At 71.1% G+C, this 21363-nt stretch carries 19 protein-coding genes and 4 pseudogenes; 14 read left to right on the forward strand and 9 right to left on the reverse strand.

Going from position 1 to position 21363, the window contains the following annotated elements; all coding sequences use genetic code 11:
• Positions 1–56: 56 nt before the first annotated feature.
• From MQE23_RS07515 to MQE23_RS07525, 3 genes and pseudogenes are all read left to right on the forward strand, one after another.
• Positions 57–1367: an MFS transporter gene (locus MQE23_RS07515; protein WP_243378622.1), complete on the forward strand. Its 1311-nt coding sequence runs from the start codon at positions 57–59 to the stop codon at positions 1365–1367.
• Between the two features lie 32 nt (positions 1368–1399).
• Positions 1400–2554, forward strand: a complete 1155-nt coding sequence (locus MQE23_RS07520) for an anhydro-N-acetylmuramic acid kinase (protein WP_020277743.1) — start codon at positions 1400–1402, stop codon at positions 2552–2554.
• Between the two features lie 57 nt (positions 2555–2611).
• Positions 2612–2728, forward strand: a pseudogene (locus MQE23_RS07525) (DUF2510 domain-containing protein); the annotation flags it as partial.
• Positions 2729–2800: 72 nt separating this feature from the next.
• On the opposite strand, the gene MQE23_RS07530 reads toward MQE23_RS07525, so the two are convergent.
• Complete coding sequence (locus MQE23_RS07530; protein ID WP_243382999.1) at positions 2801–3166, reverse strand: hypothetical protein; 366 nt, start codon at positions 3164–3166, stop codon at positions 2801–2803.
• 138 nt (positions 3167–3304) lie between these two features.
• Between MQE23_RS07530 and MQE23_RS07535 the strand changes: the two are divergent.
• Positions 3305–4186 (forward strand): annotated as a pseudogene (locus MQE23_RS07535) (hypothetical protein); the annotation flags it as partial.
• A gap of 185 nt (positions 4187–4371) precedes the next feature.
• Here the strand turns inward: MQE23_RS07535 and MQE23_RS07540 are convergent.
• Positions 4372–4980: a TetR/AcrR family transcriptional regulator gene (locus MQE23_RS07540; RefSeq protein WP_243378623.1), complete on the reverse strand. Its 609-nt coding sequence runs from the start codon at positions 4978–4980 to the stop codon at positions 4372–4374.
• A gap of 167 nt (positions 4981–5147) precedes the next feature.
• Between MQE23_RS07540 and MQE23_RS07545 the strand changes: the two genes are divergently transcribed.
• Positions 5148–5969, forward strand: coding sequence for a phosphatase PAP2 family protein (locus MQE23_RS07545; protein WP_243378624.1), 822 nt, complete (start codon positions 5148–5150; stop codon positions 5967–5969).
• Positions 5966–6913: a hypothetical protein gene (locus tag MQE23_RS07550; protein ID WP_243378625.1), complete on the forward strand. Its 948-nt coding sequence runs from the start codon at positions 5966–5968 to the stop codon at positions 6911–6913. Before MQE23_RS07545 ends, MQE23_RS07550 begins: the two co-directional genes overlap by 4 nt.
• Here the strand turns inward: MQE23_RS07550 and MQE23_RS07555 are convergent.
• Positions 6903–8954 carry a phospholipase C, phosphocholine-specific gene (locus MQE23_RS07555; protein ID WP_037670013.1) on the reverse strand — a complete coding sequence of 684 codons (2052 nt, stop codon included), beginning with the start codon at positions 8952–8954 and terminating at the stop codon, positions 6903–6905. The genes MQE23_RS07550 and MQE23_RS07555 overlap by 11 nt on opposite strands.
• Positions 8955–9117: 163 nt before the next feature.
• On the opposite strand from MQE23_RS07555, the gene MQE23_RS07560 reads away from it, so the two are divergent.
• Entirely contained in the window at positions 9118–10407 is a 1290-nt protein-coding gene (locus MQE23_RS07560) for an MFS transporter (RefSeq protein WP_020273473.1), read from the forward strand.
• 25 nt (positions 10408–10432) lie between these two features.
• Here the strand turns inward: MQE23_RS07560 and MQE23_RS07565 are convergent, their stop codons facing one another.
• The 5 genes and pseudogenes from MQE23_RS07565 to MQE23_RS07585 form a co-directional block, all read right to left on the reverse strand.
• Positions 10433–11380 carry a hypothetical protein gene (locus tag MQE23_RS07565; RefSeq protein ID WP_243378626.1) on the reverse strand — a complete coding sequence of 316 codons (948 nt, stop codon included), beginning with the start codon at positions 11378–11380 and terminating at the stop codon, positions 10433–10435.
• Between the two features lie 257 nt (positions 11381–11637).
• Positions 11638–11889: pseudogene (locus tag MQE23_RS07570) on the reverse strand (peptidoglycan-binding protein); the annotation flags it as partial.
• Positions 11890–11925: 36 nt separating this feature from the next.
• Positions 11926–12066 (reverse strand): annotated as a pseudogene (locus tag MQE23_RS43500) (LysM domain-containing protein); the annotation flags it as partial.
• A gap of 95 nt (positions 12067–12161) precedes the next feature.
• A complete protein-coding gene (locus tag MQE23_RS07580; RefSeq protein ID WP_243378627.1) occupies positions 12162–13400 on the reverse strand; it encodes a SpoIIE family protein phosphatase in 1239 nt (412 codons plus the stop codon).
• 1007 nt (positions 13401–14407) lie between these two features.
• Positions 14408–14614: a LysM domain-containing protein gene (locus tag MQE23_RS07585; protein WP_037670016.1), complete on the reverse strand. Its 207-nt coding sequence runs from the start codon at positions 14612–14614 to the stop codon at positions 14408–14410.
• A 178-nt stretch (positions 14615–14792) separates the two neighbouring features.
• Here MQE23_RS07585 and MQE23_RS07590 point away from each other — a divergent pair, with 178 nt between their 5' ends.
• Genes MQE23_RS07590 through MQE23_RS07600 form a run of 3 tightly spaced genes read left to right on the forward strand, consistent with a single transcriptional unit; the run spans position 14793 to position 16971 of the window.
• Positions 14793–15863 (forward strand): aromatic ring-hydroxylating dioxygenase subunit alpha, encoded by a 1071-nt coding sequence (locus MQE23_RS07590; RefSeq protein ID WP_243378628.1) that lies wholly within the window; start codon positions 14793–14795, stop codon positions 15861–15863.
• Positions 15860–16039 (forward strand): hypothetical protein, encoded by a 180-nt coding sequence (locus MQE23_RS07595; RefSeq protein WP_020273480.1) that lies wholly within the window; start codon positions 15860–15862, stop codon positions 16037–16039. Before MQE23_RS07590 ends, MQE23_RS07595 begins: the two co-directional genes overlap by 4 nt.
• Positions 16036–16971 carry a PDR/VanB family oxidoreductase gene (locus MQE23_RS07600; protein ID WP_243378629.1) on the forward strand — a complete coding sequence of 312 codons (936 nt, stop codon included), beginning with the start codon at positions 16036–16038 and terminating at the stop codon, positions 16969–16971. The genes MQE23_RS07595 and MQE23_RS07600 overlap by 4 nt, the downstream gene beginning before the upstream one ends.
• Here the strand turns inward: MQE23_RS07600 and MQE23_RS07605 are convergent.
• Complete coding sequence (locus MQE23_RS07605) at positions 16886–17737, reverse strand: IclR family transcriptional regulator C-terminal domain-containing protein (protein ID WP_020273482.1); 852 nt, start codon at positions 17735–17737, stop codon at positions 16886–16888. The two genes, MQE23_RS07600 and MQE23_RS07605, sit on opposite strands and share 86 nt — an antisense overlap.
• A 192-nt stretch (positions 17738–17929) precedes the next feature.
• On the opposite strand from MQE23_RS07605, the gene MQE23_RS07610 reads away from it, so the two are divergent.
• The 4 genes from MQE23_RS07610 to MQE23_RS07625 are packed head-to-tail and all read left to right on the forward strand — an operon-like array spanning position 17930 to position 21300.
• Complete coding sequence (locus MQE23_RS07610) at positions 17930–18904, forward strand: ABC transporter substrate-binding protein (RefSeq protein WP_243378630.1); 975 nt, start codon at positions 17930–17932, stop codon at positions 18902–18904.
• Between the two features lie 46 nt (positions 18905–18950).
• Positions 18951–19724: an ABC transporter permease subunit gene (locus MQE23_RS07615; RefSeq protein ID WP_243378631.1), complete on the forward strand. Its 774-nt coding sequence runs from the start codon at positions 18951–18953 to the stop codon at positions 19722–19724.
• Complete coding sequence (locus MQE23_RS07620; RefSeq protein WP_243378632.1) at positions 19721–20500, forward strand: ABC transporter permease subunit; 780 nt, start codon at positions 19721–19723, stop codon at positions 20498–20500. Before MQE23_RS07615 ends, MQE23_RS07620 begins: the two co-directional genes overlap by 4 nt.
• Before the next feature lie 20 nt (positions 20501–20520).
• Positions 20521–21300 (forward strand): ABC transporter ATP-binding protein, encoded by a 780-nt coding sequence (locus MQE23_RS07625; protein ID WP_243378633.1) that lies wholly within the window; start codon positions 20521–20523, stop codon positions 21298–21300.
• Positions 21301–21363 lie beyond the last annotated feature (63 nt).

A 21363-nucleotide genomic window follows, 5' to 3' on the forward strand; every position in this document is an offset into this window, starting at 1 on the left:
CGTACCCGGGCCGTCACCAGCCGTCTTCGCGTCAACGGCGTGCAATTGCAGGGGAGGTGACGTTCATTCACCACACCGGGGAGACACGTCGGGGCCGGCGGGCGCTGGTCGCCGGGTCGGTGGGCAATCTCATCGAATGGTACGAGTTCGGCGTCTACGGCTACTTCGCGACGATCATCGCGGCACGGTTCTTCACACCGGAGGGCGGCAGCGAGGCCGAGGCGTTGGTGAAGACGTACGCGTCGTTCGCGCTCGCGTTCTTCTTCCGGCCCGTCGGGGCGGCGCTTTTCGGCCGCCTGGGCGACCGGGTCGGCCGTCGTCCTGTGCTGGTCCTGGTGATCACGCTGATGACGGTCGCGACGGCGCTGATCGGCGTGTTGCCGACGTACGCGCAGGCGGGAGCCCTGGCGCCCTGGCTGCTCACCTTTCTGCGGGTGCTCCAAGGGTTGTCCGCCGGTGGGGAGTTCGGCGGCGCGGTGTCGGTGATGACGGAGTTCGCGCCGCCGGGCAGGCGAGGGCTGTACGGGTCGTTGCAGTCGTTCACGGTGGCGCTGGGGCTGCTGGCCGGTGCGGGCGCGGCGGCGTTGCTCGCCACGGTGCTGACCGAGGAGCAGTTGGGATCGTGGGGCTGGCGGCTGCCGTTCCTGCTGACGCTGCCGCTGGGGCTGGGGGCGTTGTGGCTGAGGCTGCGGCTGGACGAGACGCCGGCGTTCATGGCGGAGGCGGCACGGGAGACGCCTCCGCCGCGCGAGGTCGCCAGAGCCGTCGTGCTGGGCGCGGGGCGGATCATGGGCTGGGCCGCTGCCGGTTACACGTTCCTCGTCGTGCTGCCGTCATATCTGCAGAGTTCGCTGGGCGCGACCTTCCAGCAGGCGCTGGTCGCCACCGTGCTGGCCAACCTGGGCTTCGCCGTGACGATCGTGCCGGCGGGGCTGCTCAGCGACCTGCTCGGGCGGCGGACGGTGATGCTGACGGGGGCCGTGCTGGTGGTGGTCCTCGCGGTGCCGCTGCTCAACCTTCTTCAGGAATCCGGCGTTTCGAACACCGTGAAGGGTGTGGCGGTGTTCGGCGCCGGTGCGGTGGTGGGGCTGATGGCGGGGCCGGGTCCGGCGATGCTGTCGGAGATGTTCCCGGCCCGGGTGCGCTGCACGGGCCTGGGACTCGCCTACGCGCTGTCCAATGCGGTGTTCTCCGGGTGCGCCGGGCTCATCATCACGGAGACGATCGAGCGGACGGGGAGCGTGGACATCCCCGCGTACTACGCGGCGGTGACGTGCGCGGTGAGCGTGCCGGCGCTGCTCACGCTGTCCGGGCGGGGGGTGGCCGAGGGGGCAGAGGAGAAGGCTGGACGGACGGAATGCGGGTGAACGGATGCGGGTGAACGGATGCGGGTGAACGGATGCGGGTGATCGGACTCATGTCCGGGACGTCGTACGACGCCATCGACGCGGCGGTGGCCGACCTGGACCTCGTCGGCGACAGCCTGGTGCTGAAGCCGCTCGGCATGGTCAGCGAGCCGTACGACGGTGAACTGCGCGAGGCCCTGACCGCCGCCCTGCCGCCGGGGCACACCACGCTGGGCGAGGTGTGCCGGCTGGACACCCTCATCGGGCAGGCCTTCGCGGCGGCCGCGGTCCGGGCCGACCGGGAACTGTGCGAGGGGTTGGCCGGGTTGGTGGCCTCGCACGGGCAGACCGTCTACCACTGGGTCGCCGAGAAGGAGGTGCACGGCACGCTCCAGCTCGGGCAGCCGGCCTGGATCGCCGAGGCGACCGGGCTGCCCGTGGTCGCCGACTTCCGGCCGCGGGACATCGCCGCCGGCGGGCAGGGTGCCCCGCTGGTCAGCCTGTTCGACCTGCTGTGGCTGCGGGGCCGGCCGGGCAGGCCCGTCGCGCTGAACATCGGCGGTATCGCCAACCTCACCGCGCCCGACGGGACCGCCTTCGACACCGGGCCGGGCTGCGCGCTGATCGACGCGGCGGCCCGCGGGTTCAGCGGCGGAGCCCTGTCCTACGACACGGACGGGGCGCTGGCCGCCCGCGGCCGGGTGCACGGGCCGCTGCTGGACCGGCTGCTGGAGGAGCCGTACTACGCGCTGCCCGCGCCCAAGACGACGGGCAAGGAGCTGTTCCATCTCGGTCGTCTGCGGGACGCGCTGGCCGGGTTCGGGACGCTGCCCGCCGAGGACGTCGTCGCCACCCTGACCATGCTCACGGCCCGGACGGTGGCGGACGCCGTGCGGTCGGTGGGCGCGACGGAGGTCGTCGCCTCGGGTGGCGGTACCCGCAACCCGGTGCTGATGGGGATGCTCGGGGAGCTGCTGCCGGGGGTGGCGGTGCGCACCTCGGACGAACTGGGGCTGCCGTCCGGCGCGAAGGAGGCGTACGCCTTCGCGGTCCTGGGGTTTCTGACCCTGCACGGCCTGCCCGGCACCGAGCCCGCGAGCACGGGGGCACGGCATCCGAGCGTGCTGGGGTCGGTGACCCCCGGCCGGGAAGGGCTGCGGCTGCCCCCGCCGGCCGGCCGGGGGCCGACGCGCCTGCTGCTGGACTGACGCGATCTGTTCGGCTCCTCTCATCCCACTTTCACCGACGCCTCATACGGTGGGGGCATGACGCAGGAGACTCCTCCCGGGTGGTACCCCGACCCCGGGCAGAAAAGTGACGGGCCCGCCACCGAGCGCTGGTGGGACGGCAGGGCCTGGACGGACCGCATCCGCCCGGCACAGCCGACCGCGACCTGGGGTCCCGCTACGCGCGAACCGGCCCCTGGCGAGGCCCCGTCGGGAGATCCGGCACCCTCAGGCGATACGCCGCCCGCGGGGCAGCAGGGTGGTGCCGCCGGGCAGCAGAACGGCGTCGGACAGCCGGAAGCGGGACAGCCCGCCGGTGCCGGGGCACCGGGAGCCGCTGGGAGTCCGGCCGGTACCGGGGATCCAGGCGGTGCCGGGGATCCAGCTGGCGCCGCACAGCCGACCGGCGTCGGACAGCCGGAAGCGGGACAGCCCGCCGATGCCGGGGCACCGGGAGCCGCTGGGAGTCCGGCCGGTGCCGGAGGCCCGACCGGCCCGGGAACCCCGGGAGCCTCCGCGTATCCGGCGAGTGCCGGACAGCCGGGAACCCCCGGGAATCCGCCCGGTGCCGGCGCCCCAGGCGCCTCGGCACATCCGGAAAGTGCCGGACAGCCGGGAACCCCCGGGCACCCGGTCGGCGCCGGGGCACCGGGCGCCTCCGCCTACCCGGGTAGCACCGGACAACCGGGAGCCCCCGCGTATCCAGGCGGCCCTGGGTATCCGCCCGGCGCCGGGTATCCCGCGGCCCCGGGGTATCCCGCCTACCCCGCCGCTCCTCCGGCCGCCGGTCGAGGGCGAGGGCTGCGGATCGGGATAGCCGTGGCGGCAGCCGTCGTCGTCCTGGCCAGCATCGGTGTCGGCGTGTACGCGTTGACCGACAACGGCGGCTCGGGCGGCGGTTCCGCCACCTCGCAGGGGCCCGGCGGCCCGGGCGGAGCCGGGGGTCAGGGCGGGCCGTTCGGCGGACCGGGCGGATCCGGAGGTTCCGGCGGCGACGGCGGATCCGGTGGCTCCGGAGGTTCCGGCGGGGACGGCGGATCCGGTGGGCAGGGTCCCTCGCCCGAGCAGTCCGAGCCGCCGAAGATCAGGAGCGGGTCGGTGACCGACTCGGTCAGCGGGATCAGCCTGCCGATCCCCAAGGGCTGGTACGGCCAGGAGGTCAGGGCCGGCGCGCAGGTGACGTCCGACGACTCCTACAAGTGCCCCGGCGACACCACCTCGACCTGCACGAAGGGCGGAGCCTACTCGGCCCCGGCCCTGGCCCTCGGCACCAAGGGCAGCACCGCCGAGGAGATCGCCAAGGCGGACATCGCGGCGAACGCCGAGGAGTCCTACGGCGGCAAGTCCTACGGCGGGATCACCTCCCACGACGTGCTGGCCGCCGAGTCCGTGACCGTGGCCGGGCAGAAGGGCTACCTGGTCCGCTGGAAGGCCATCACGAGCAAGGGCGCCGACGGCATCGTGGAGTCGCTCGCGTTCCCCTCCCCCGCGAACCAGAAGCTGATGGTCGTCGTCCGCTTCGGCGTCGACGCCGACCAGAAGGAGTCCGTCCTGGACGAGATCACCAAGGGCATCAAGGTGTCGACGGGCGGTGGCAACGGCCAGACCGTCTGACCGGCCCAGACCCGGCCGGACAGCGACCGGACGACAAGGGGGCCGCGGACACCGACGGCCGGGTGGGGCGCCCCCGCCGCTCACAGGGGCACCCCGCCCGGCCGGGGGGTGCGCGCCGCCCCCGTCCCCACGGGTCGGCGCGGTCGGGTCGCCGTCCGGTCATCCCGTGGACGGCGGCCCGGGTCTCAGGTGAGGCCGAGGGCCGGCAGCACGGCCGCCTCCACGAACCGGACCAGATAGTCCGGGTCCGCGTCCTCGCCCTCCAGGACGGGCCGGATGCGCAGGACGCCGAACATCTGCGCCGGGATGTACTCCAGCGCCGGATGATCGGCGGGCACCTCGCCCCGTTCGACCCCGCGCCGGATGATCTCCTTCAGCGCGGCGATCTCCGGTTCGACCAGCGCCTCGCGCAATGCAGTCTTCAGCTCGGGGTCCTGGGGCGCGGCATGGGCGAGCGCCTGGAGGAGCTTGGTGTCCCGGCCCGACAGCTCACCCGCCGCCCTGGCGGCCTCGCGCAGATCGTCCGCGAGCGAGCCGGTGTCGATGCAGCTTGTCCGCCGGTGGGAGCGCAGCGCCGCCGCCACGAGCTGGGGCTTGGTCTTCCACTGCCGGTAGAGCGTGGACTTGCTGCACCGGGTGCTGGCCGCGATCCCCTCCATGGTGACGGAGTCGTATCCGCACTCGCGGAGCTGCTCCAGCACGGCGTCGTAGAACTCCTGCTCACGCTCGGGCGTGATCTTGGAGCGGCGCGTGACACCGACCGGCTCGGGCCGGTCCGCAGCCTGCGACGTCATGGGCGGTGCTCCTGGCTTTCCTCGGGCCGCCGGAAAATTCCCGGTCGGCGGTGTGTCGTTCGTCTATCGATACGCCAGTGTACCGGTACGCGGCCGTATCGGTACACTGGCGTATCGGTACGCACTCGTACCGATAACAGCAGCACCGTCACCGAAAGGGCCGGGGGATGAATGCCCGCACCGAGCCTGCGCCGGCGGGGTCCGACGCGATAGCGCGACCGCCGCTCGTCCGGGAGCTCCTGCTCGTCGCAGGGCTCTTCCTCGTCTACAAGCTCGGCCGGCAGCTGGCCACGGGCCACACCGGCGAGGCCTTCCACAACGCGCACCGCGTGTGGGACCTCGAACGAGCGGTCCACCTGCCCGGCGAGGGGGCGGTGCAGTCCCTGCTGCTGCACGGCGACGGCCTGGTGCACCTCGCGAACACCTACTACGCGGCCGTCCACTTCCCGGCCACCGCCGCCTTCCTGGTCTGGCTCTACCTGCGCCGCCCGGCCCACTACGTGTGGGCCCGCCGGGTGCTGGCCGCCGTCACCGCAGCCGCCCTGGTGCTGCACCTGCTGTTCCCGCTCGCCCCGCCGCGCATGCTGGCCGCGACCGGCCTGGTGGACACGGCGCGGGCGTACGGCCCGTCGGTGTACGGCAGTCCCGCGACCGACTCCCTGTCGAACCAGTTCGCGGCGATGCCGTCGCTGCACTTCGGCTGGGCGCTGATGGTGGCGGTCGGCCTGATCGTGGCGACCCGCTCACGGTGGCGCTGGCTGTGGCTGCTGCATCCCCTGCTGACGCTGCTGGTGATCGTCGGTACCGCGAACCACTACTGGCTCGACTCGATCGTGGCGACGGCGCTGCTGGGTCTCGCACTCGCGGCGATCCCCCTGCCGCACCGCACGGTGACGACAGCGGGCCGCGCGCAGGGCGGGCTCGTCCCCGTCCGGGCCCGGGCTCAGGCCCGGGCCGACGAGCAGGCGCTCGCGGGAGCGGGCCGATGAGCGCCGTCCTCGCCGCCGTGGTCCTGTCCCTCGTCTCCGCCGTCGCCTACGCGGCCGCCGCGGTCGCCCAGGAGCGGCTCGCCTCCCGCTCGCCCGGCTCGGGCACGCTGCGGCTGCTCGCCCGTGGCGCCTGGTGGTGGTCGGTCGGGCTGAACGCGGGTGCCGCGCTGCTGCACGTCGTGGCGCTGAAGTACGGTCCCCTGACCGTGGTTCAGCCGCTCGGCGCGCTCACCCTGGTCGCGGCGGTGCCGATGGGGGCGCGGCTCGCGGGGCGGCGGGTGAGCACCGTCGAGTGGCGGGGCACCGCGCTGACGCTGCTCGGCCTGGCGGCGATCCTGGTCACGGCGTCCGGGCCGGCGCCCGACGACGTGCTGAGCGTTCCCGAGGCGCTGACGGTCGCGGGCGCGACCGCGGCCCTCATCGGGGTGCTGTCCCGGCCGGGCGCCCGCCCCGGGCTGCGGCACGCGAGCGCGTCCGGCGTGGCCTCCGGGGTGGCCTCGGCGCTCACGCAGACGGTGACGGTGGCCGCGACGGACCGGTCCGGTCCGCTGCTGAGCGTCCAGGTGGTCGGGGTGGCGCTGCTCGTGGCGGCGTTCGCGGCCGGTGGGCTGCTGCTGTCGCAGACGGCCTACCGGGGCGGTCTCGGCGGCCCGCTCGCGATGGTGACCCTGGCCAACCCGCTGGCCGCCGCGGTGATCGGCCTGGCGCTGCTGGGCGAACGCCTCCAGGGCGGCCCGGCGGGCGTGCTGCTCGCCCTCGCCGGGGCCGGCCTGGCGTCCTGGGGCGTGGTGCTGCTCAGCCGGGCGGCGCCCGCGGCCGTCCCGGCGGACGACGACCATCCCGTGGCCGCCGTCCTGGCGCTGGAACCCGGTTCGGCCACGGCCGAACCGGCGCTGGTGCCCCGGCCGCACGATCCGGGGCACCTCACCACGGCTACGCGGTGATGATCGCCGGGTCGCTCACGCCCGGCTGCCCGTTCTCCACGTGTCCCGCGAACCGCCGCAGGAACGCCTTGTCGCCCTCGGCGGTGACGGTCAGGTCGTACCAGCGGCGGCCGGCGGCGAGTTCCACGGTCCGGCACACCCTCGCGCCCGGGCGGACGGTGACGGTCGAGGGCCGGCCGCCGTACCCGTCGGAGACCTTCAGCCGTGCCGTGCCGGAGCCCTTGTTGGTGAAGGTCAGCTCGATGTCGTCACCGGTGTGGCGCGCGGTGACCTCGCAACCGGCTGTGGTGTTCGACCCCTTGAAGACCCGCACGAAGCCGTTCGGGCCGTGCACGGTCAGGTCGTACGAGCCCGCGGAGTAAGCGGAGTTCCAGGTGTCGGAGAGCGTCTTGCCGGCCTCGGTGGTGTACATCCAGGGGCCATCCGAGCGGTTGCCGGAGGTGACGTGGAAGGCGGCGCCGGCCTTCGGCCCGGAGGCGAAGGCGAGGGTGAGCTTCCCGGCCACCGCGTCGACGGAGGCGTCCACGTGCGGGGCGTACTTCAGCGGCCGGGTGCGGCGCAGACCGCGTTCCTGGCGGGGCATACGCGGGTCCGCGGGCGGGGCGGGCTTGTAGTCGGGGTGGCGTTCGCGATCCTGCGGCTCGTACGCGTCGGTGCCGGGCAGCGGGACGGGGCGCGCGTCCTTGCGGGAGAAGTCGAACGCGGACGTCAGGTCACCGCAGATGGCCCGGCGCCAGGGCGAGATGTTGGTCTCGCGCACGCCGAAGCGGCGCTCCATGAACCGCAGGATGGAGGTGTGGTCGAACGTCTCCGAGCAGACGTATCCGCCCTTGCTCCACGGCGAGACGACCAGCATCGGCACCCGCGGGCCGAGACCGTAGGGGCCGGCCGTGTTCTTGCCGTCGCCCGGGAAGAGGTCGAGAGAGACGTCGACGGTGGACTTGCCGCGGGAGGCGTCCTTCGGCGGCAGGGGCGGTACGACGTGGTCGAAGAAGCCGTCGTTCTCGTCGTAGGTGATGAACAGGGCCGTCTTCGACCAGACCTCCGGGTTGGCGGTGAGGGCGTCCAGGACCTGGGCGATGTACCAGGCGCCGTAGTTCGACGGCCAGTTGGAGTGCTCGGAGAAGGCCTCGGGGGCGGCGATCCAGGAGATCTGCGGCAGCTTGCCGGCCTTGACGTCGGCCTTCAGCAGGTCGAAGTAGCCGTCGCCCGCCTTGGCGTTCGTGCCCGTGCGGGCCTTGTCGTACCACGGGTCACCCGGCTTGGCGTCCCGGTACTTGTTGAAGTAGAGCAGCGAGTTGTCGCCGTAGTTGCCCCGGTAGGCGTCCTCGATCCAGCCCCAGGAGCCCTTCGCGTCGAGGCCGTCGCCGATGTCCTGGTAGATCTTCCAGGAGATGCCGGCCTGCTCCAGGCGCTCGGGGTAGGTCGTCCAGCCGTAGCCGAGTTCGTCGTTGCCGAGGACCGGTCCGCCGCCGGTGCCGTCGTTGCCCGTGTAGCCGGACCACATGTAGTAGCGGTTCGGGTCGGTGGAGCCGATGAACGAGCAGTGGTAGGCGTCGCAGACCGTGAAGGCGTCGGCGAGGGCGTAGTGGAAGGGGATGTCCTCGCGGGTCAGGTACGCCATGGTCGTGGTGCCCTTGGCGGGCACCCACCGGTCGTACTTGCCGCCGTTGTAGGCCTGGTGGCCGTCGGGCCAGGAGTGCGGCAGCCCTTCCAGGAACTGCATGCCGAGGTCGTCGGCGTCCGGGTGGAACGGCAGGATCTCCTTGCCGTCCTTCTCCTGGTGCCAGACCGGTTTGCCGTTGTCGAGGGCGACCGGACGCGGGTCGCCGAAGCCGCGCACGCCTCTCAGGGAGCCGAAGTAGTGGTCGAAGGAACGGTTCTCCTGCATCAGGACGACGATGTGCTCGACGTCCTCGATCGACCCGGTGCGGTGGTTGGCCGGGAGCGCGGCGGCGCGCTGGATGCTGGCGGACAGCGCACTGAAGGCCGTGGTGGCACCCGCGAGTTGAAGAAAGCGGCGCCGGTTGACTTCGGACATGAAGGACAGACCTCTCATCCTGAGGTACGGGATGGCCGGAACATGACGGAATCTGCGCGGAAGGAGTGTTTCAGGGACACCAAACGCCAAGGAAGGGGCTGGTGACACTCGTGTGAAAGTCGCCGGTACGTGAGGTGTGCCGGGGCATCGGCAGGGGAGGGTCATGGACGTGACAGAGACGCAGACGGTTTCCCCGCCGACGAAACGGCCCGTTCGCCAGCTCCTCGCCGCCTCCGTGGGCAACGCGGTGGAGTGGTACGACTGGTACGCCTACACGTTTCTGGCCACCTACATCGCCGCCCAGGTCTTCCCCAAGAGCGCGGACAACTCGCTGGTGCCGCTGCTGTCCACGTTCGCGGTCTTCGCGGTGGGCTTCTTCATGCGGCCGGTCGGCGGGCTGCTGATGGGCGCGGTCGCGGACCGGCACGGGCGGCGCGCGGCGCTGACGGTCACCATCCTGCTGATGGGCGGCAGCAGCCTGCTGGTCGGGCTGACCCCGACGTACGCGGCGGTGGGCGTGCTTGCGCCGGTGGTCCTGGTCCTCGCGCGGCTGTTGCAAGGCCTGTCCGTGGGCGGCGAGTTCGCCGCCTCGACGACCTTCCTGGTGGAGTCGGCCGGCCCCGGCCGGCGCGGGCTGTTCTCCAGCTTCCAGTACGTGTCGACGACCGTGGGTCAGCTCGTCGCCTCCGGCATCGCGACGCTGCTCGTGGACACGCTGAGCGACGGGCAGATGAACGGCTGGGGCTGGCGGGTGCCGTTCGTGCTCGGGGCCGTGCTGAGCCTGGTCGGCTTCTGGATCCGGCAGGGCGCGCAGGAGACCCGCAGCGCCGAGCAGCAGAAGGCCCCGCGGCCGGGGTTGTTCGAGGCGCTGCGGCGGCACCCGCGCGAGTCGCTCCTCATCGGCGGCATCACGGCGGGCGGCACCATCGCCTACTACACGTGGACCTCGTACCTGCCGACGTACGCCGAGCTCAACGCGGGTCTTGAGAAGTCGGACGCGCTGCTCGCGGGCACGATCTCACTGGCCTTCTTCGCCCTGCTGCAACCGCTCGGCGGCCTCCTGTCGGACCGCTTCGGGCGCCGCCCGCTGCTCCTCTTCTTCGGCCTGGGCTTCGCCCTGCTCACCGTGCCCCTGTTGCACGCCCTGCGGGACTCGTTCGCGGTACTGCTGCTCGTACAGTGCGCCGGCATGGTGCTGCTGACCGGGTTCACTTCGATCAGCGCGGCCGTGAACGCGGAGATCTTCCCGCCCCGGGTCCGCGCGGCCGGTATCGGCTTTCCCTATTCGCTGACGGTCGCCCTCTTCGGCGGTACGGCTCCGTACGTGGGCACGCTGTTCAAGGAGATGGGCCACGCCGGGCTGTTCCCCTGGTACGTCGCGGTGCTCTGCCTGCTGTCGTCGCTGGTGTACCTGCGGCTGCCGGAGACGGCGCACGCACCGCTCCGGCGGTGAACGGGCGCGCCCGGGCGGCGGACGGTCAGGGCCCGGCTCCCGGGCGAGACCCGTCCGCTCCTTCGTCCGCGCGCTCTCCGTCGCGGGTTCCCTCCTGTGGCCCTTCGTGCGGTCCCGCGCCGTCCTGGAAGGCGGTCGGCGGTCCGGGCGCGCCGGCCTCTCCCAGCACGTTGTGCTCCCGGACGGCGGCTCTCTCGGGGTCGACCACGGCGTCGGTCGTCCTGCCCACCTCCGACAGCGTCATCTGGGCGCGGTCGTCGACCAGTCGGGTCACGAGGTGCTGTGCGGCGCCGAAGGCCGCGGCCCAGCCGAGGACCTGCGCCCTGCTGTCGAGGTCGCTGAGCCCGGGGACGAAGGCGCCCCGGATCAGCAGCAGTCCGAGGAAGGCGGACAGGGCGCCGGTGGGGAACTTCAGCACCGCCGATGCCAGGGGCAGCATGTAGGGAGCGTCGGTGCCCCGGATGTGGCGCAGTGAGGCGATGACGGTGAGTGCCGCGCCGGCGAGCCCGGCGATCTCGACGGTGAGGATGTCCTTCGACTGGGCCAGACTGCTGGCGGGGGTGCCCACCTTCTTGCCGGGATGCTCCGCCGTGGGACACACGACGTCGACTCCGCCCGCGTCCCCGGGATCGACCTTGGGCGTGAAGCACAGGCTCAGCGACTGGGGGAAGAACCAGCCGTAGACGGCGAGGCCCGCCACACCGAGCAGGACGACGAACGTCGCGGTCCACAGGATGTTGCGCAGGCTGCGCACCCGGGCCAGCTCGTCGTCCAGGGCGTTGTATGCGGCGTCGAGCGCCCGGACCATGAGGTCACGGTCGCTCGGTGAGATCTCGCCGGAGATGATGGAACGGAGCCGCCGGGCGAGGCGGACCCGTCGTGGGTCGTCCTTGTCAAGGTGATCCTTGACCAGCGCCATGACCTCGCTGGCACGTCCGGAGGCTTCCTCGTCGGAGACCAGCTGCAGGAGCATCACCTCCGCGCTGCGTATGTTCGACCAGACGCCCTCACGCGCGGCCGATCCGGACCAGGCACGCCGCCATCCGAAACCCTCGTCGGCAGCCGCGCCGGCCTTTTTCAGATGGCCCCGCATTCCCTCGACGAGCGTCTCGCGTTCTTCGGAGCACGGCTTGACACGTTCGCGTTCCAGCTGGGCTTCGAGATAGGCGATCCGGGTTTTCGCCCGTGCGCGCCAAGCGGTCCGCGGTGGCCGTCCCGGAGCGGTTCCGGTCACTCGTAGACGGCCGGTACGCGCAGCCTATTCCACGACTTCCGGCCCGGTATGCCGTCAGCGTCCTGGCCCCTGAATCCGAGTTTCCACTGCCAATTCGCGTACGACTTCCGGTCCGCTTCGCTCCACCGCGAGTCGGGCCCGTGGGCGTACACCCCGCAACCCTCGTCGATGAGGCGGTAGCCCATGGCCTCGATGACCGGGCTGCTCACGGAGGGCTGGAAGAAGTCGGCCCCTGGGAAGGGTTCAAACTCACCCTCCATTTCCGGGGGAGCCACGCGGATCCGCTGTCCGGGGTAAATGAGATCCGGATTCGTGATCTGAGGGTTCCACTCCAGAATCTGGTCCAGCGTCACGCGGTGCATAACCGCGATCTTACTGAGCGTGTCGCCACGTTTCACTACGTAGAACTCTACTGTCTTCTCCATGTGCCCACACTAAGCGAATCACCCGACATGGGAAAGTTGAGAATTCCGTTTCAATTTCACTTTTTGATTCGGAAACTGCTTCCGTTGAAACCGCCTCACAGGCGGACGACGACCAGGGCGATGTCGTCGTCCTGACCACCGCCGGGGACACCCATCCGGGCCAGCAGCCTGTCGGCGATCTCCTCCCCCGGGAGCGTGCCGTACTGGGCCAGAGCGTCGATCAGCCGGGCCAGGCCGACGTCGATGTCCTCGTCGCGGCGTTCGATGAGGCCGTCGGTGTAGAGCACGAGGGTGTCCCCGCGGACGTAGGACAGGCCGGCCTGGGGGCGGGGGACGTGTTCCGGCCGGGCGCCCAGCGGCGGGTCGGTGGCCTGGTCCAGCAGTTGGCAGCTGCCGTCCGGGCTGAGCAGTATCGGCGGTGGGTGGCCGGCGTTGCTGTAGATGATCAGCCGGCTGCGCGGGTCGATGAGCACCTTGGCCACGGTGGTGGCCAGCGCGCCGTCGACCGCCCTGGCGTACAGGCCCAGCACCTCCAGGGCCTGTGCGGGGCTGGGCACAGCCCGGATGGCGGCGCTCAGGGCGCTGCGCAGCATCCCCATGACCGCGGCGGCCTCCAGGCCGTGGCCGACGACGTCCCCGATGGCGACCGCGTACCGGTCGGGCGGCAGATCGACCACGTCGTACCAGTCGCCGCACACGTTGAGCGTTCCGTAGGCCGGCAGGTAGCGCACGGCGATCTCCCGGTGCCTGTCCAGGTCGGGCGAGCGGAGCATGACCTCCTGGAGGGTGACGGCGATCTCGCGTTCACGGGCATGCGCCTGGCGCAGCCGCTCGTTCAGCTGTTCCAGATCGTGCGACCGGGCGTACACCTGGGCTGCGATCCCTGTCGCCTGGTTGCTCAGCGGCGGGGTGATCTCCCGGATGACCGGGGAATGCATCAACTCGGTGACGTCGTCGGCCCGCGCGATGATCCATTTCACGGCGCCGTCCGTCCCCAGGACGGGGCTGGACATCCCGCACCACCAGCGCTCCTCCACCTCGCCCGGCTTGCCGTCGACGGGAATGTCGAATCGCCGCGGTGCCACCGCGTCGGGCGCGTGGGAGTCCAGCACGCGCTGGAGCGAGGCGCCGAAGTCACGCGCCGCCTCCGGCGCGCCGGGAGTGTCCGGAAACGCCTCCAGGATGTGCCGCCCGGCCAGTTCTTCGCGGCTCCTGCCGGTGGCCTGGAGGTAGGCCCGGTTCGCATAGCAGACCACCAGGTCGACGTCCAGCACCAGGTACGGATTCGGTGCGGCGTCGAACAGCTCCTCGAAATCGATCTCCGCTGACGTCACGCGTGACCTGCCGATCTTTACAGGCGCGACCGCTGCAACTCCAACCTACGAGCAGCTCGCCGGGCACGCCCTCCGGACGACGCGTCGCGCCCTGCAGTCCGGCCCCCGTCGTGGCGCTCGACTCCTCGCACTCGATGCCAGGAGGATACGCGCCACCTGCACGGGTGCGCCCGGCCGGCCGCTCACCCGCCGCCGAGGCCGGGGTGAGCCGACGGGACGGCTCACCCCGAGTCACGGAGACTTCTTCCTCATCGGCATCTGGGCCAGCTTCGCCGGAGCCGTGTTGTTCCTGACCTCCGTACTGGCCCACCGGCCGCTGGCCGGTGTCCTGTGGAACGTCGCCCCGGCCGAGGCCCGCGCCCTGCCGGCCAACACACTCGGGGCGCAGCGGGTGGGGGTCGAGCCGGAAGCGGGCGAGCGCCTGGCTGACCGTGCGCCCGTCTACCCCTGCCGCTGCGCATCGCTGCCGCCAAGCTGTCCCCGTCACCGGGGATCGCCAGGCCGCCGTCCGTACCGCCTTCGACCACTCCTACGCCGCGGTGAAATCCGGGCCGGGGTGCAGACCGAGCAGGGCGAACAGGCGTGACCGGTTCCAGTTCCACGACCTGCTGCGGCTATACGCCGCCGAGCTTCCCGGCACGCGCGCAGAATCCACTCGCTTCAACGACGAGTACCAGGCCCTGGCCTGGCTGGAGGCCGAACTCGCCTGCTCAACCCTGCGATCACCCGGACCAGCGATTCTCCCCTCCGTATACCGGATGCAACGCCATTCACCTACTGAAACGCTCACGCGCGGGCTGAATACGCGTGGCCGGAAAGCCGACGTCGGTAGCGGTGCGGACCCTTTCGTGATGCCCCCGCTTCCTTCGATGAGCGTCATACTCTCTTCCGGGCGGGGACTGACGCTTTCGTATTCGAGTTGCGCTTCGAGATAGGCAACCCGCGCGGCCCGTTACGCAGGCCTGTCATTCGGCTGCGCGTACGGGCCGGCCGGCTTTCAGTTCTGGTCATTCGCTCTCGAACTCACCGCCCTCTCCGGCCGCTGCCCGGGGCGGGGCCACGCGAATCCGATCGCCGGGGTGGATGACGTCCGGATCCTCGATCTGCGGGTTCCACTCCAGAATCTCATCCAGACTCACGTGGTGCATCCGCGCGATCTTGGTGAGATTGTCACCGCGTTTCACTACGTAGAACTGCGTTCTTGTCTTTCCCATGCATCCACCCTAAGGCAATTCTCCGCGAGGACAAAGTGCAGAATTCTGTTTCGATTTCACTTTTTGATTCGGAAACCGCTTCTGCCGAAGGCGGCTTCCGCCTGACGGAAGGGCCGTTGCGGTGCCCGGAGGGCCGCCCCGACGATGACGGCACAACCAGAGACGGGAGCCAGTGCCCATGCCTCACATGACCGCCTTCGCCAGGAACCAGTGGTACGTCGCCGCCTACAGTCACGAGGTCGGGCGGGAGTTGCTCGGACGGACGATTCTCGGTGAGACGCTCGTGCTCTACCGGACCGAGGAGGAGGGCACGCCGGTCGTGCTGCACGACCGGTGTGTGCACCGCCGGTACCCGCTGTCCGAGGCCCCGACGCGCCTCGACGGCGACCGGATCGTGTGCGGGTACCACGGGTTCACGTACGACACGACCGGTACGTGCGTGTACGTGCCGGGGCAGAAACGGGTGCCACGCACGGCCCGGGTCGCCTCCTACCCGGTCGTCGAGCAGGACTCGTTGATCTGGGTGTGGATCGGTGACCCGGCCCTGGCCGATCCGCAGAGCATCCCGCGGGCCCGGCACCTCGACTCCCCCGGCTGGGTCACCGTCCGCGGCATGGAGCCCATCGACTGCGACTACGGCCTCCTGGTCGACAACCTGCTCGACCTGTCCCACGAGACGTATCTGCACGGCGGCTACATCGGCACCCCCGAGGTCGCCGAGACGCCGATCACGACGGAGGTCGACGAGGGCGCCGGGATCGTCCGGGTGAGCCGGCACATGGACGATGCCGCGTGCCCGCCGTTCTACGCCAAGTCCACCGGCATTGAAGGCCGGATCACCCGCTGGCAGGACATCGAGTACCACGCGCCCTGCCTGTATCTGCTGCACAGCCGCATCGCGCCGGTCGGTGTGCTGCCCGAGCCGGACGGCAGCGACCCGAACGGCTTCCACACCGAGATCACCTACGCGATCACCCCGTCCGGAGACGGCAAGGTGTACGACTTCTGGGCCGTCTCCCGCGACTGGGCGACCGACGACGCCGAGGTCACCGAGTTCCTGCGCGGCAACAACCACACGGTCGTGATGCAGGACGTCACCGCCCTCAACCTGCTCCAGAAGACGCTCGGCACCGAGCGCACCGGCTACCAGGAGCTGAGCATCAACATCGACACCGGTGGTCTGGCCGCCCGCCGTATCCTCGCCCGCCTGGTCGAGGAGGGCGAGAAGCCCGTGGAGAAGGTCCAGTGACGAGCCCGACCGGCGAGGTCTACCGCATCGACTGGCTGCCCGGCACCGACGTCCTGCACGGCACCTGCCACTGCGGCCGCGAGCACACCGCGCAGGACCCGGTGGAGATGTGGGAGTGGATGCTCGCCCACCCCCAGGGGCATGACGTCGACGAGCCACGAGGAAACAGCTCATGACCGTGTACGAAGCCGAACTCGTCGTCGAGCGGCGTGAATTCGCCGCCGACGGCGTGCTCGCCCTCACCCTGCGCCACCCGCTCGGCGAGCCGCTCCCGGCATGGGAGCCGGGCGCCCACATCGACGTCGTGCTCGGCCCCGGGCTGGAGCGGCAGTACTCGCTGTGCGGCGATCCGGCGGACCGGTCGGCCTGGCGGATCGCGGTGCTGCGCGAGCCGGACGGCCGGGGCGGCTCGGCCCATGTGCACGAGCAGGTCGGACAGGGCGACAAGGTCCGGGTGCGCGGTCCCCGGAACAACTTCGCCCTGGAGCCCGCCCCCCGCTACCGCTTCGTCGCGGGCGGCATCGGCATCACCCCGATCCTGCCGATGCTGGCGGCGGCCGAGGCGGCGGGCGCCGAGTGGACGCTGCTGTACGGCGGGCGCACCCGCCGGTCGATGGCGTTCGGCGAGGAACTGGCCCGGTACGGCGACCGGGTGACGATCGCGCCGGAGGACGAGACGGGGCTGCTGGACCTGCCCTCGGTGCTGGACGACGTACCCGAGGGCACGCTGGTCTACTGCTGCGGCCCCGGCCCGCTGCTGGACGCGGTCGAGGAGCGCTGCCCGTCCGCGGTGCTGCGCGTCGAGCGGTTCCGTGCGAAGGAGCAGGAGACCGGTGGCGACACCGGGTTCGAGGTGGAGCTGGCGCGCAGCGGCAGGAAACTCACCGTGGCGCCGGACGTGTCCGTACTGGACGCCGTGCGCGACGCCGGGGTCGAGGTGCTCTTCTCCTGTACAGAGGGCACCTGCGGCACCTGTGAGACCGACGTCCTCGACGGCACCCCGGAACACCGGGACTCCGTGCTCACTCCTCAGGAGCGGGAGAGCGGGGAGACGATGATGATCTGCGTGTCCCGGTGCCGGGGGCGGCGGCTGGTGCTGGACCTGTGATCCGCAGGTCGGCCTCGATTCCGGCGACCGTCGCCAGCAGGTGCGGCAACAGGTCGCGGCGTACGGAGTCGACGGAGTTGCGCCCGGCGTGCACGGCGATGTTGACGGCCGCGACCACCTCGCCGTCCCGGTCCCGCACCGGGGCGGCGACCGACCTCAGCCCCTCCTCCAGCTCCTGGTCGACGACGGCGTAGCCCTGCCGGCGGACGCGGAGCAGCTCCGCCCGCAGGGCCTTCGGCGTGGCGATCGTGCGTGGGGTGAGGGGCTTCAACTCCGCCCCGGTGAGCCTGACTTCGACGTCCTCGTCGGGAAGGTGGGCGAGGATCACCCGGCCCACCGACGTCACGTACGCCGGGAAGCGGGTACCGACCGTGATGGACGCGGTCATGATGCGGCGGGTCGGGACCCGGGCGACGTACACGATGTCGTCGCCGTCGAGGACACAGAGCGAGGACGACTCCCTCACCCGCGCGACGAGTTGCTCCAGATGGGGCTCGGCGATCTGGGGCAGCGTGTAGCCGGCGAGGTAGGAGTAGCCGAGTTCCAGCACCCGGGGGGTGAGGCGGAAGCGGCGGCCGTCGGTGTGCACGTAGCCGAGGTCGGCGAGGGTGAGCAGGAAGCGGCGCGCCGCCGCGCGCGTCAGTTCGCAGGCCCGCGCGACCTCGCTCAGGGTCAGCGCCGGATGCTCGGCGTCGAAGGCGCGGATCACGGCGAGGCCGCGCTCGAAGGACCGGACGAAGTGCGGTGCGCGGGCTTCAGCGGACATCCTGGGCCTCCGGCGTGATGTACGACCGTGCGCTGTGCGCACGCTAGGAGTGCGGATCTCGTGATGTCAACGAGCAGTGCAGGCAAGGGCATTGACCATGGAGCGGACACGGCCATACGTTCTCGCTGAGCACAAGCGTGCTGTCTGCGCACAACCTGTCGGAGAACCACAGCCGGTCCCACAGGAGGAGTCTTGCGTCGTCGTCTCTTCACCCGTCTCGCGGCCGTGTCCGTCCTGCTCACCGCGGCGGCCTGTGGCTCGTCCGACGGCGGTGGCGCCTCCGACGCGGGCGCCTCGTCCGGCGGGGTGACCACCGTCGAGGTCGGGCTCATTCCCATCGTCGATGTGGCTCCGCTCTATCTGGGCCAGGAGAAGGGCTTCTTCGAGAAACAGGGACTGAAGCTGCGGTTCACCACCGCGCAGGGCGGCGCGGCGATCGTGCCGGGGGTGGCCAGCGGTCAGTTCCAGTTCGGGTTCTCCAACGTGACGTCGCTGATGATCGCCCAGTCCAACAACGTGCCGGTCAAGGCCGTCGCGAACGCGATCGCCTCGACCGGTGTCGAGGGCAAGGACTTCAGCGCGATCACGGTGGGCAAGGACAGTCCGATCAGATCGCCGAAGGACCTGGAGGGCAAGCGGGTCGCCATCAACACTCTGAAGAACATCAACGAGACGTCCGTGCGCGCGTCGGTGCGCAAGGCGGGCGGCGACCCGGACAAGGTCAAGTTCGTCGAGCTGGCCTTCGACCAGATGCCGGCCGCCCTCGACAGCGGGCAGATCGACGCCGCCCAGGTCGTCGAGCCCGCCCTCGCCACCGTCAAGAGCCAGGGCGGGCGCGAGATCGCCTCCAACCTGGTGGACGTGGCACCCGACCTCACCGTCGCGCTGTACTTCACCTCGACCCGGTACGCCCAGCAGAACCCGGAGGTGGTCGAGAAGTTCCGGAAGGCCACCGCCGAGTCCCTCGCCTACGCCGACGCCCACCCGGACGAGGCCCGGCAGATCGTCACCACGTACACGAAGATCCCGGCGGCGGTGCTGGACAAGGTGACCCTGCCGAAGTGGCCGGCGGAGCCGAACCGCGCCTCCATCGAGGCACTGATGAAGCTCGGCGAGGACGACGGCCTGTTCAAGTCGACGCCGGATCTGGACAAGCTGCTGCCGTGAGGGCCACAGACTCATGAGGGCGCGGACGCATGAGGGGCGCAGACGCATGAGGGGCGTGAACGCCGCACTCGGTGCGGCCGGGCTCGCCGCCTTTCTCGCCCTCGGTGAGGCGGTACCACGGCTCGGCCTGGTCGAGGAGACCTACTTCCCGCCCACCAGCCGTATCGCTGGAGCGCTCGCGGACGAAACGTCCGACTCGGCCTTCTGGACGGCGCTCGGCGACACGCTCACCGGCTGGGCGCTGGGCCTGGCGATCGCGTCCTGCGCGGGGATCGTGGTGGGCGTGCTGATCTCCGTCGTGCCGTATCTGCGTGCGGCGACGGCCTCGACGATCGAGTTCCTGCGCCCGATCCCGTCGGTCGCGCTGATCCCGCTGGCGGTGCTGCTGTACGGCACCGAACTGCGCTCGGTGCTCCTCCTCGTCGTCTACGCGTCGTTCTGGCAGGTCCTGATCCAGGTTCTGTACGGCGTCCAGGACGTCGACCCCGTCGCCGACGAGACGGCACGGTCGTACGGCCTCGGCACCTGGGCGCGGATCCGGCATGTGCTGTGGCCGACCGCGCTGCCGTACGTCATGACGGGCGTCCGGCTGGCGGCGGCGGTCGCGTTGATCCTCGCCATCACCTCCGAACTCGTCATCGGTGCACCGGGGCTGGGCAAGCGCATCGGGGTGGCACAGGCCTCGCAGGCCGTGCCCGAGATGTACGCGCTGATCGTGGTGACCGGGCTGCTGGGTCTGCTGATCAACGTCGGCGCTCGCACGGTGGAGCGGCGGGCGCTGGCCTGGCACCAGTCGGTGCGCGGGGAGGTGGCGGTGTGAGGCGTGCGCTGCTGCGGCTGGTGTTCGCCGTCGCCCTCCCGGCCCTGCTGGTGACGGTCTGGTGGGTGGCGTCCGCCGGCAGTACGGACGTGTACTGGCCGCCCCTGCGGACCATCGTGGAGGCCTTCCCGGACGTGTGGACGGCGGAGCGCCTGCGGGGCGACGTACTGCCCAGCGTGCTGCGGCTGGCGGGCGGTTACGCGCTGGCGGCGGTCGTGGGCGTGGCGCTCGGTACGGCCATCGGGTCGTACCGGCGGGTGCGGGCGGTGTGCGAGCCGGTCCTGGAGTTCCTGCGGGCGGTGCCGCCGCCGGTGCTGGTGCCGGTCATCATGCTGTTCGCGGGCATCGGCGACACGATGAAGGTCACGGTGATCGCGGCCGGCTGCGTATGGCCCGTCCTGCTCAACACGGTCGAGGGCGTGCGGGCGGTGGACCCTGTGATGGCCGAGACGGCGCGCTCGTACGGCATCACGGGTGCGGCGCGGCTCAGGAACCTGGTGCTGCGGTCGGCGAGCCCGCAGATCTTCGCGGGTCTGCGCCAGGCCCTGTCCATCGGCATCATCCTGATGGTGATCAGCGAGATGTTCGCCGCGAGCAACGGGCTCGGCTTCACCATCGTCCAGTTCCAGCGCGGCTTCGCGATCCCGGACATGTGGACCGGCATCCTCGTGCTCGGTCTGCTCGGTTTCCTGCTGTCGGTCGTCTTCCAGTGGGTCGAGCGGCGGGTGCTCGGCTGGTACCACGGTCTGCGCGCCTCGGCCCGGCGGTCGCCGTGAACCTCTCGAAAGGGCGGACCATGCTCGACGTACGGGGTCTGAAGAAGGTCTACGAGGGGTCGGGGCGGCGTGTGGAGGCGGTCCGCGACCTCACCTTCGCCGTCGGCGCCGGAGAACTCGTCTGTCTCGTCGGGCCGTCGGGCTGTGGCAAGACGACGCTGCTGAAGTGCGTGGGAGGGCTGCTCGCACCGACCGGCGGTGAAGTGCTCCTGGAGGGGCGGAAGGTGAGCGGTCCGCCGCCCGGGATGGCGTTCGTCTTCCAGGAGTACGGGCGCAGTCTCTTCCCCTGGATGCGGGTCGGCGAGAACGTCGGACTCCCGCTGCGGCAGAAGGGCTTGAGCAGGGCCCGGCGCGGGGAACTGGTCCGCGACGCGCTGGAGTCGGTGGGGCTGGCGGACGCCGTGCGGGCGTATCCCTGGCAGCTGTCCGGCGGTATGCAGCAGCGGGTCGCCATCGCCCGGGCGCTGGCGTACGAGCCCCGTGTGCTGCTGATGGACGAGCCGTTCGCGGCGGTGGACGCGCAGACCCGGGCCGATCTGGAGGACCTGGTCCGGGGGCTGTGGCGGGAGCGCGGCATCACGATCCTTTTCGTCACGCACGACATCGACGAGGCCGTCTACCTCGGAGAGCGGGTGATCGTGCTGTCCGCGTCCCCCACGGTTGTCCGGGAGCAGCTGAAGGTCGATCTGCCGGTCGAGCGGGATCAGTTGCACACGAGGGTGGATCCGCGTTTCGCCGAGCTGCGCACGCATGTGTACGAGCAGATTCAGGCCGCGAAGAAGGGGGTCGTCGCGTCCTGAGAGCTCGGTCCGGTCTGCCGTCTGGAGGCTGCGGGCTGTGGGGGCTGGTCGCGCCCACGCGGC

Source organism: Streptomyces sp. HP-A2021 (assembly GCF_022807935.1).
Lineage (GTDB): Bacteria > Actinomycetota > Actinomycetes > Streptomycetales > Streptomycetaceae > Streptomyces > Streptomyces afghaniensis.

Coding starts and splice junctions, on each gene's coding strand:
- MQE23_RS07520 (WP_020277743.1), top strand. CDS start 1,400: ATGCGGGTGATCGGACTCATGTCCGGGACGTCGTACGACGCCATCGAC.
- MQE23_RS07530 (WP_243382999.1), bottom strand. CDS start 3,166: ATGTGCCGAGGCGCCTGGGGCGCCGGCACCGGGCGGATTCCCGGGGGT.
- MQE23_RS07540 (WP_243378623.1), bottom strand. CDS start 4,980: ATGACGTCGCAGGCTGCGGACCGGCCCGAGCCGGTCGGTGTCACGCGC.
- MQE23_RS07545 (WP_243378624.1), top strand. CDS start 5,148: ATGAATGCCCGCACCGAGCCTGCGCCGGCGGGGTCCGACGCGATAGCG.
- MQE23_RS07550 (WP_243378625.1), top strand. CDS start 5,966: ATGAGCGCCGTCCTCGCCGCCGTGGTCCTGTCCCTCGTCTCCGCCGTC.
- MQE23_RS07555 (WP_037670013.1), bottom strand. CDS start 8,954: ATGTCCGAAGTCAACCGGCGCCGCTTTCTTCAACTCGCGGGTGCCACC.
- MQE23_RS07560 (WP_020273473.1), top strand. CDS start 9,118: ATGGACGTGACAGAGACGCAGACGGTTTCCCCGCCGACGAAACGGCCC.
- MQE23_RS07565 (WP_243378626.1), bottom strand. CDS start 11,380: ATGCTCCTGCAGCTGGTCTCCGACGAGGAAGCCTCCGGACGTGCCAGC.
- MQE23_RS07585 (WP_037670016.1), bottom strand. CDS start 14,614: ATGGGAAAGACAAGAACGCAGTTCTACGTAGTGAAACGCGGTGACAAT.
- MQE23_RS07590 (WP_243378628.1), top strand. CDS start 14,793: ATGCCTCACATGACCGCCTTCGCCAGGAACCAGTGGTACGTCGCCGCC.
- MQE23_RS07600 (WP_243378629.1), top strand. CDS start 16,036: ATGACCGTGTACGAAGCCGAACTCGTCGTCGAGCGGCGTGAATTCGCC.
- MQE23_RS07605 (WP_020273482.1), bottom strand. CDS start 17,737: ATGTCCGCTGAAGCCCGCGCACCGCACTTCGTCCGGTCCTTCGAGCGC.
- MQE23_RS07615 (WP_243378631.1), top strand. CDS start 18,951: ATGAGGGGCGTGAACGCCGCACTCGGTGCGGCCGGGCTCGCCGCCTTT.
- MQE23_RS07625 (WP_243378633.1), top strand. CDS start 20,521: ATGCTCGACGTACGGGGTCTGAAGAAGGTCTACGAGGGGTCGGGGCGG.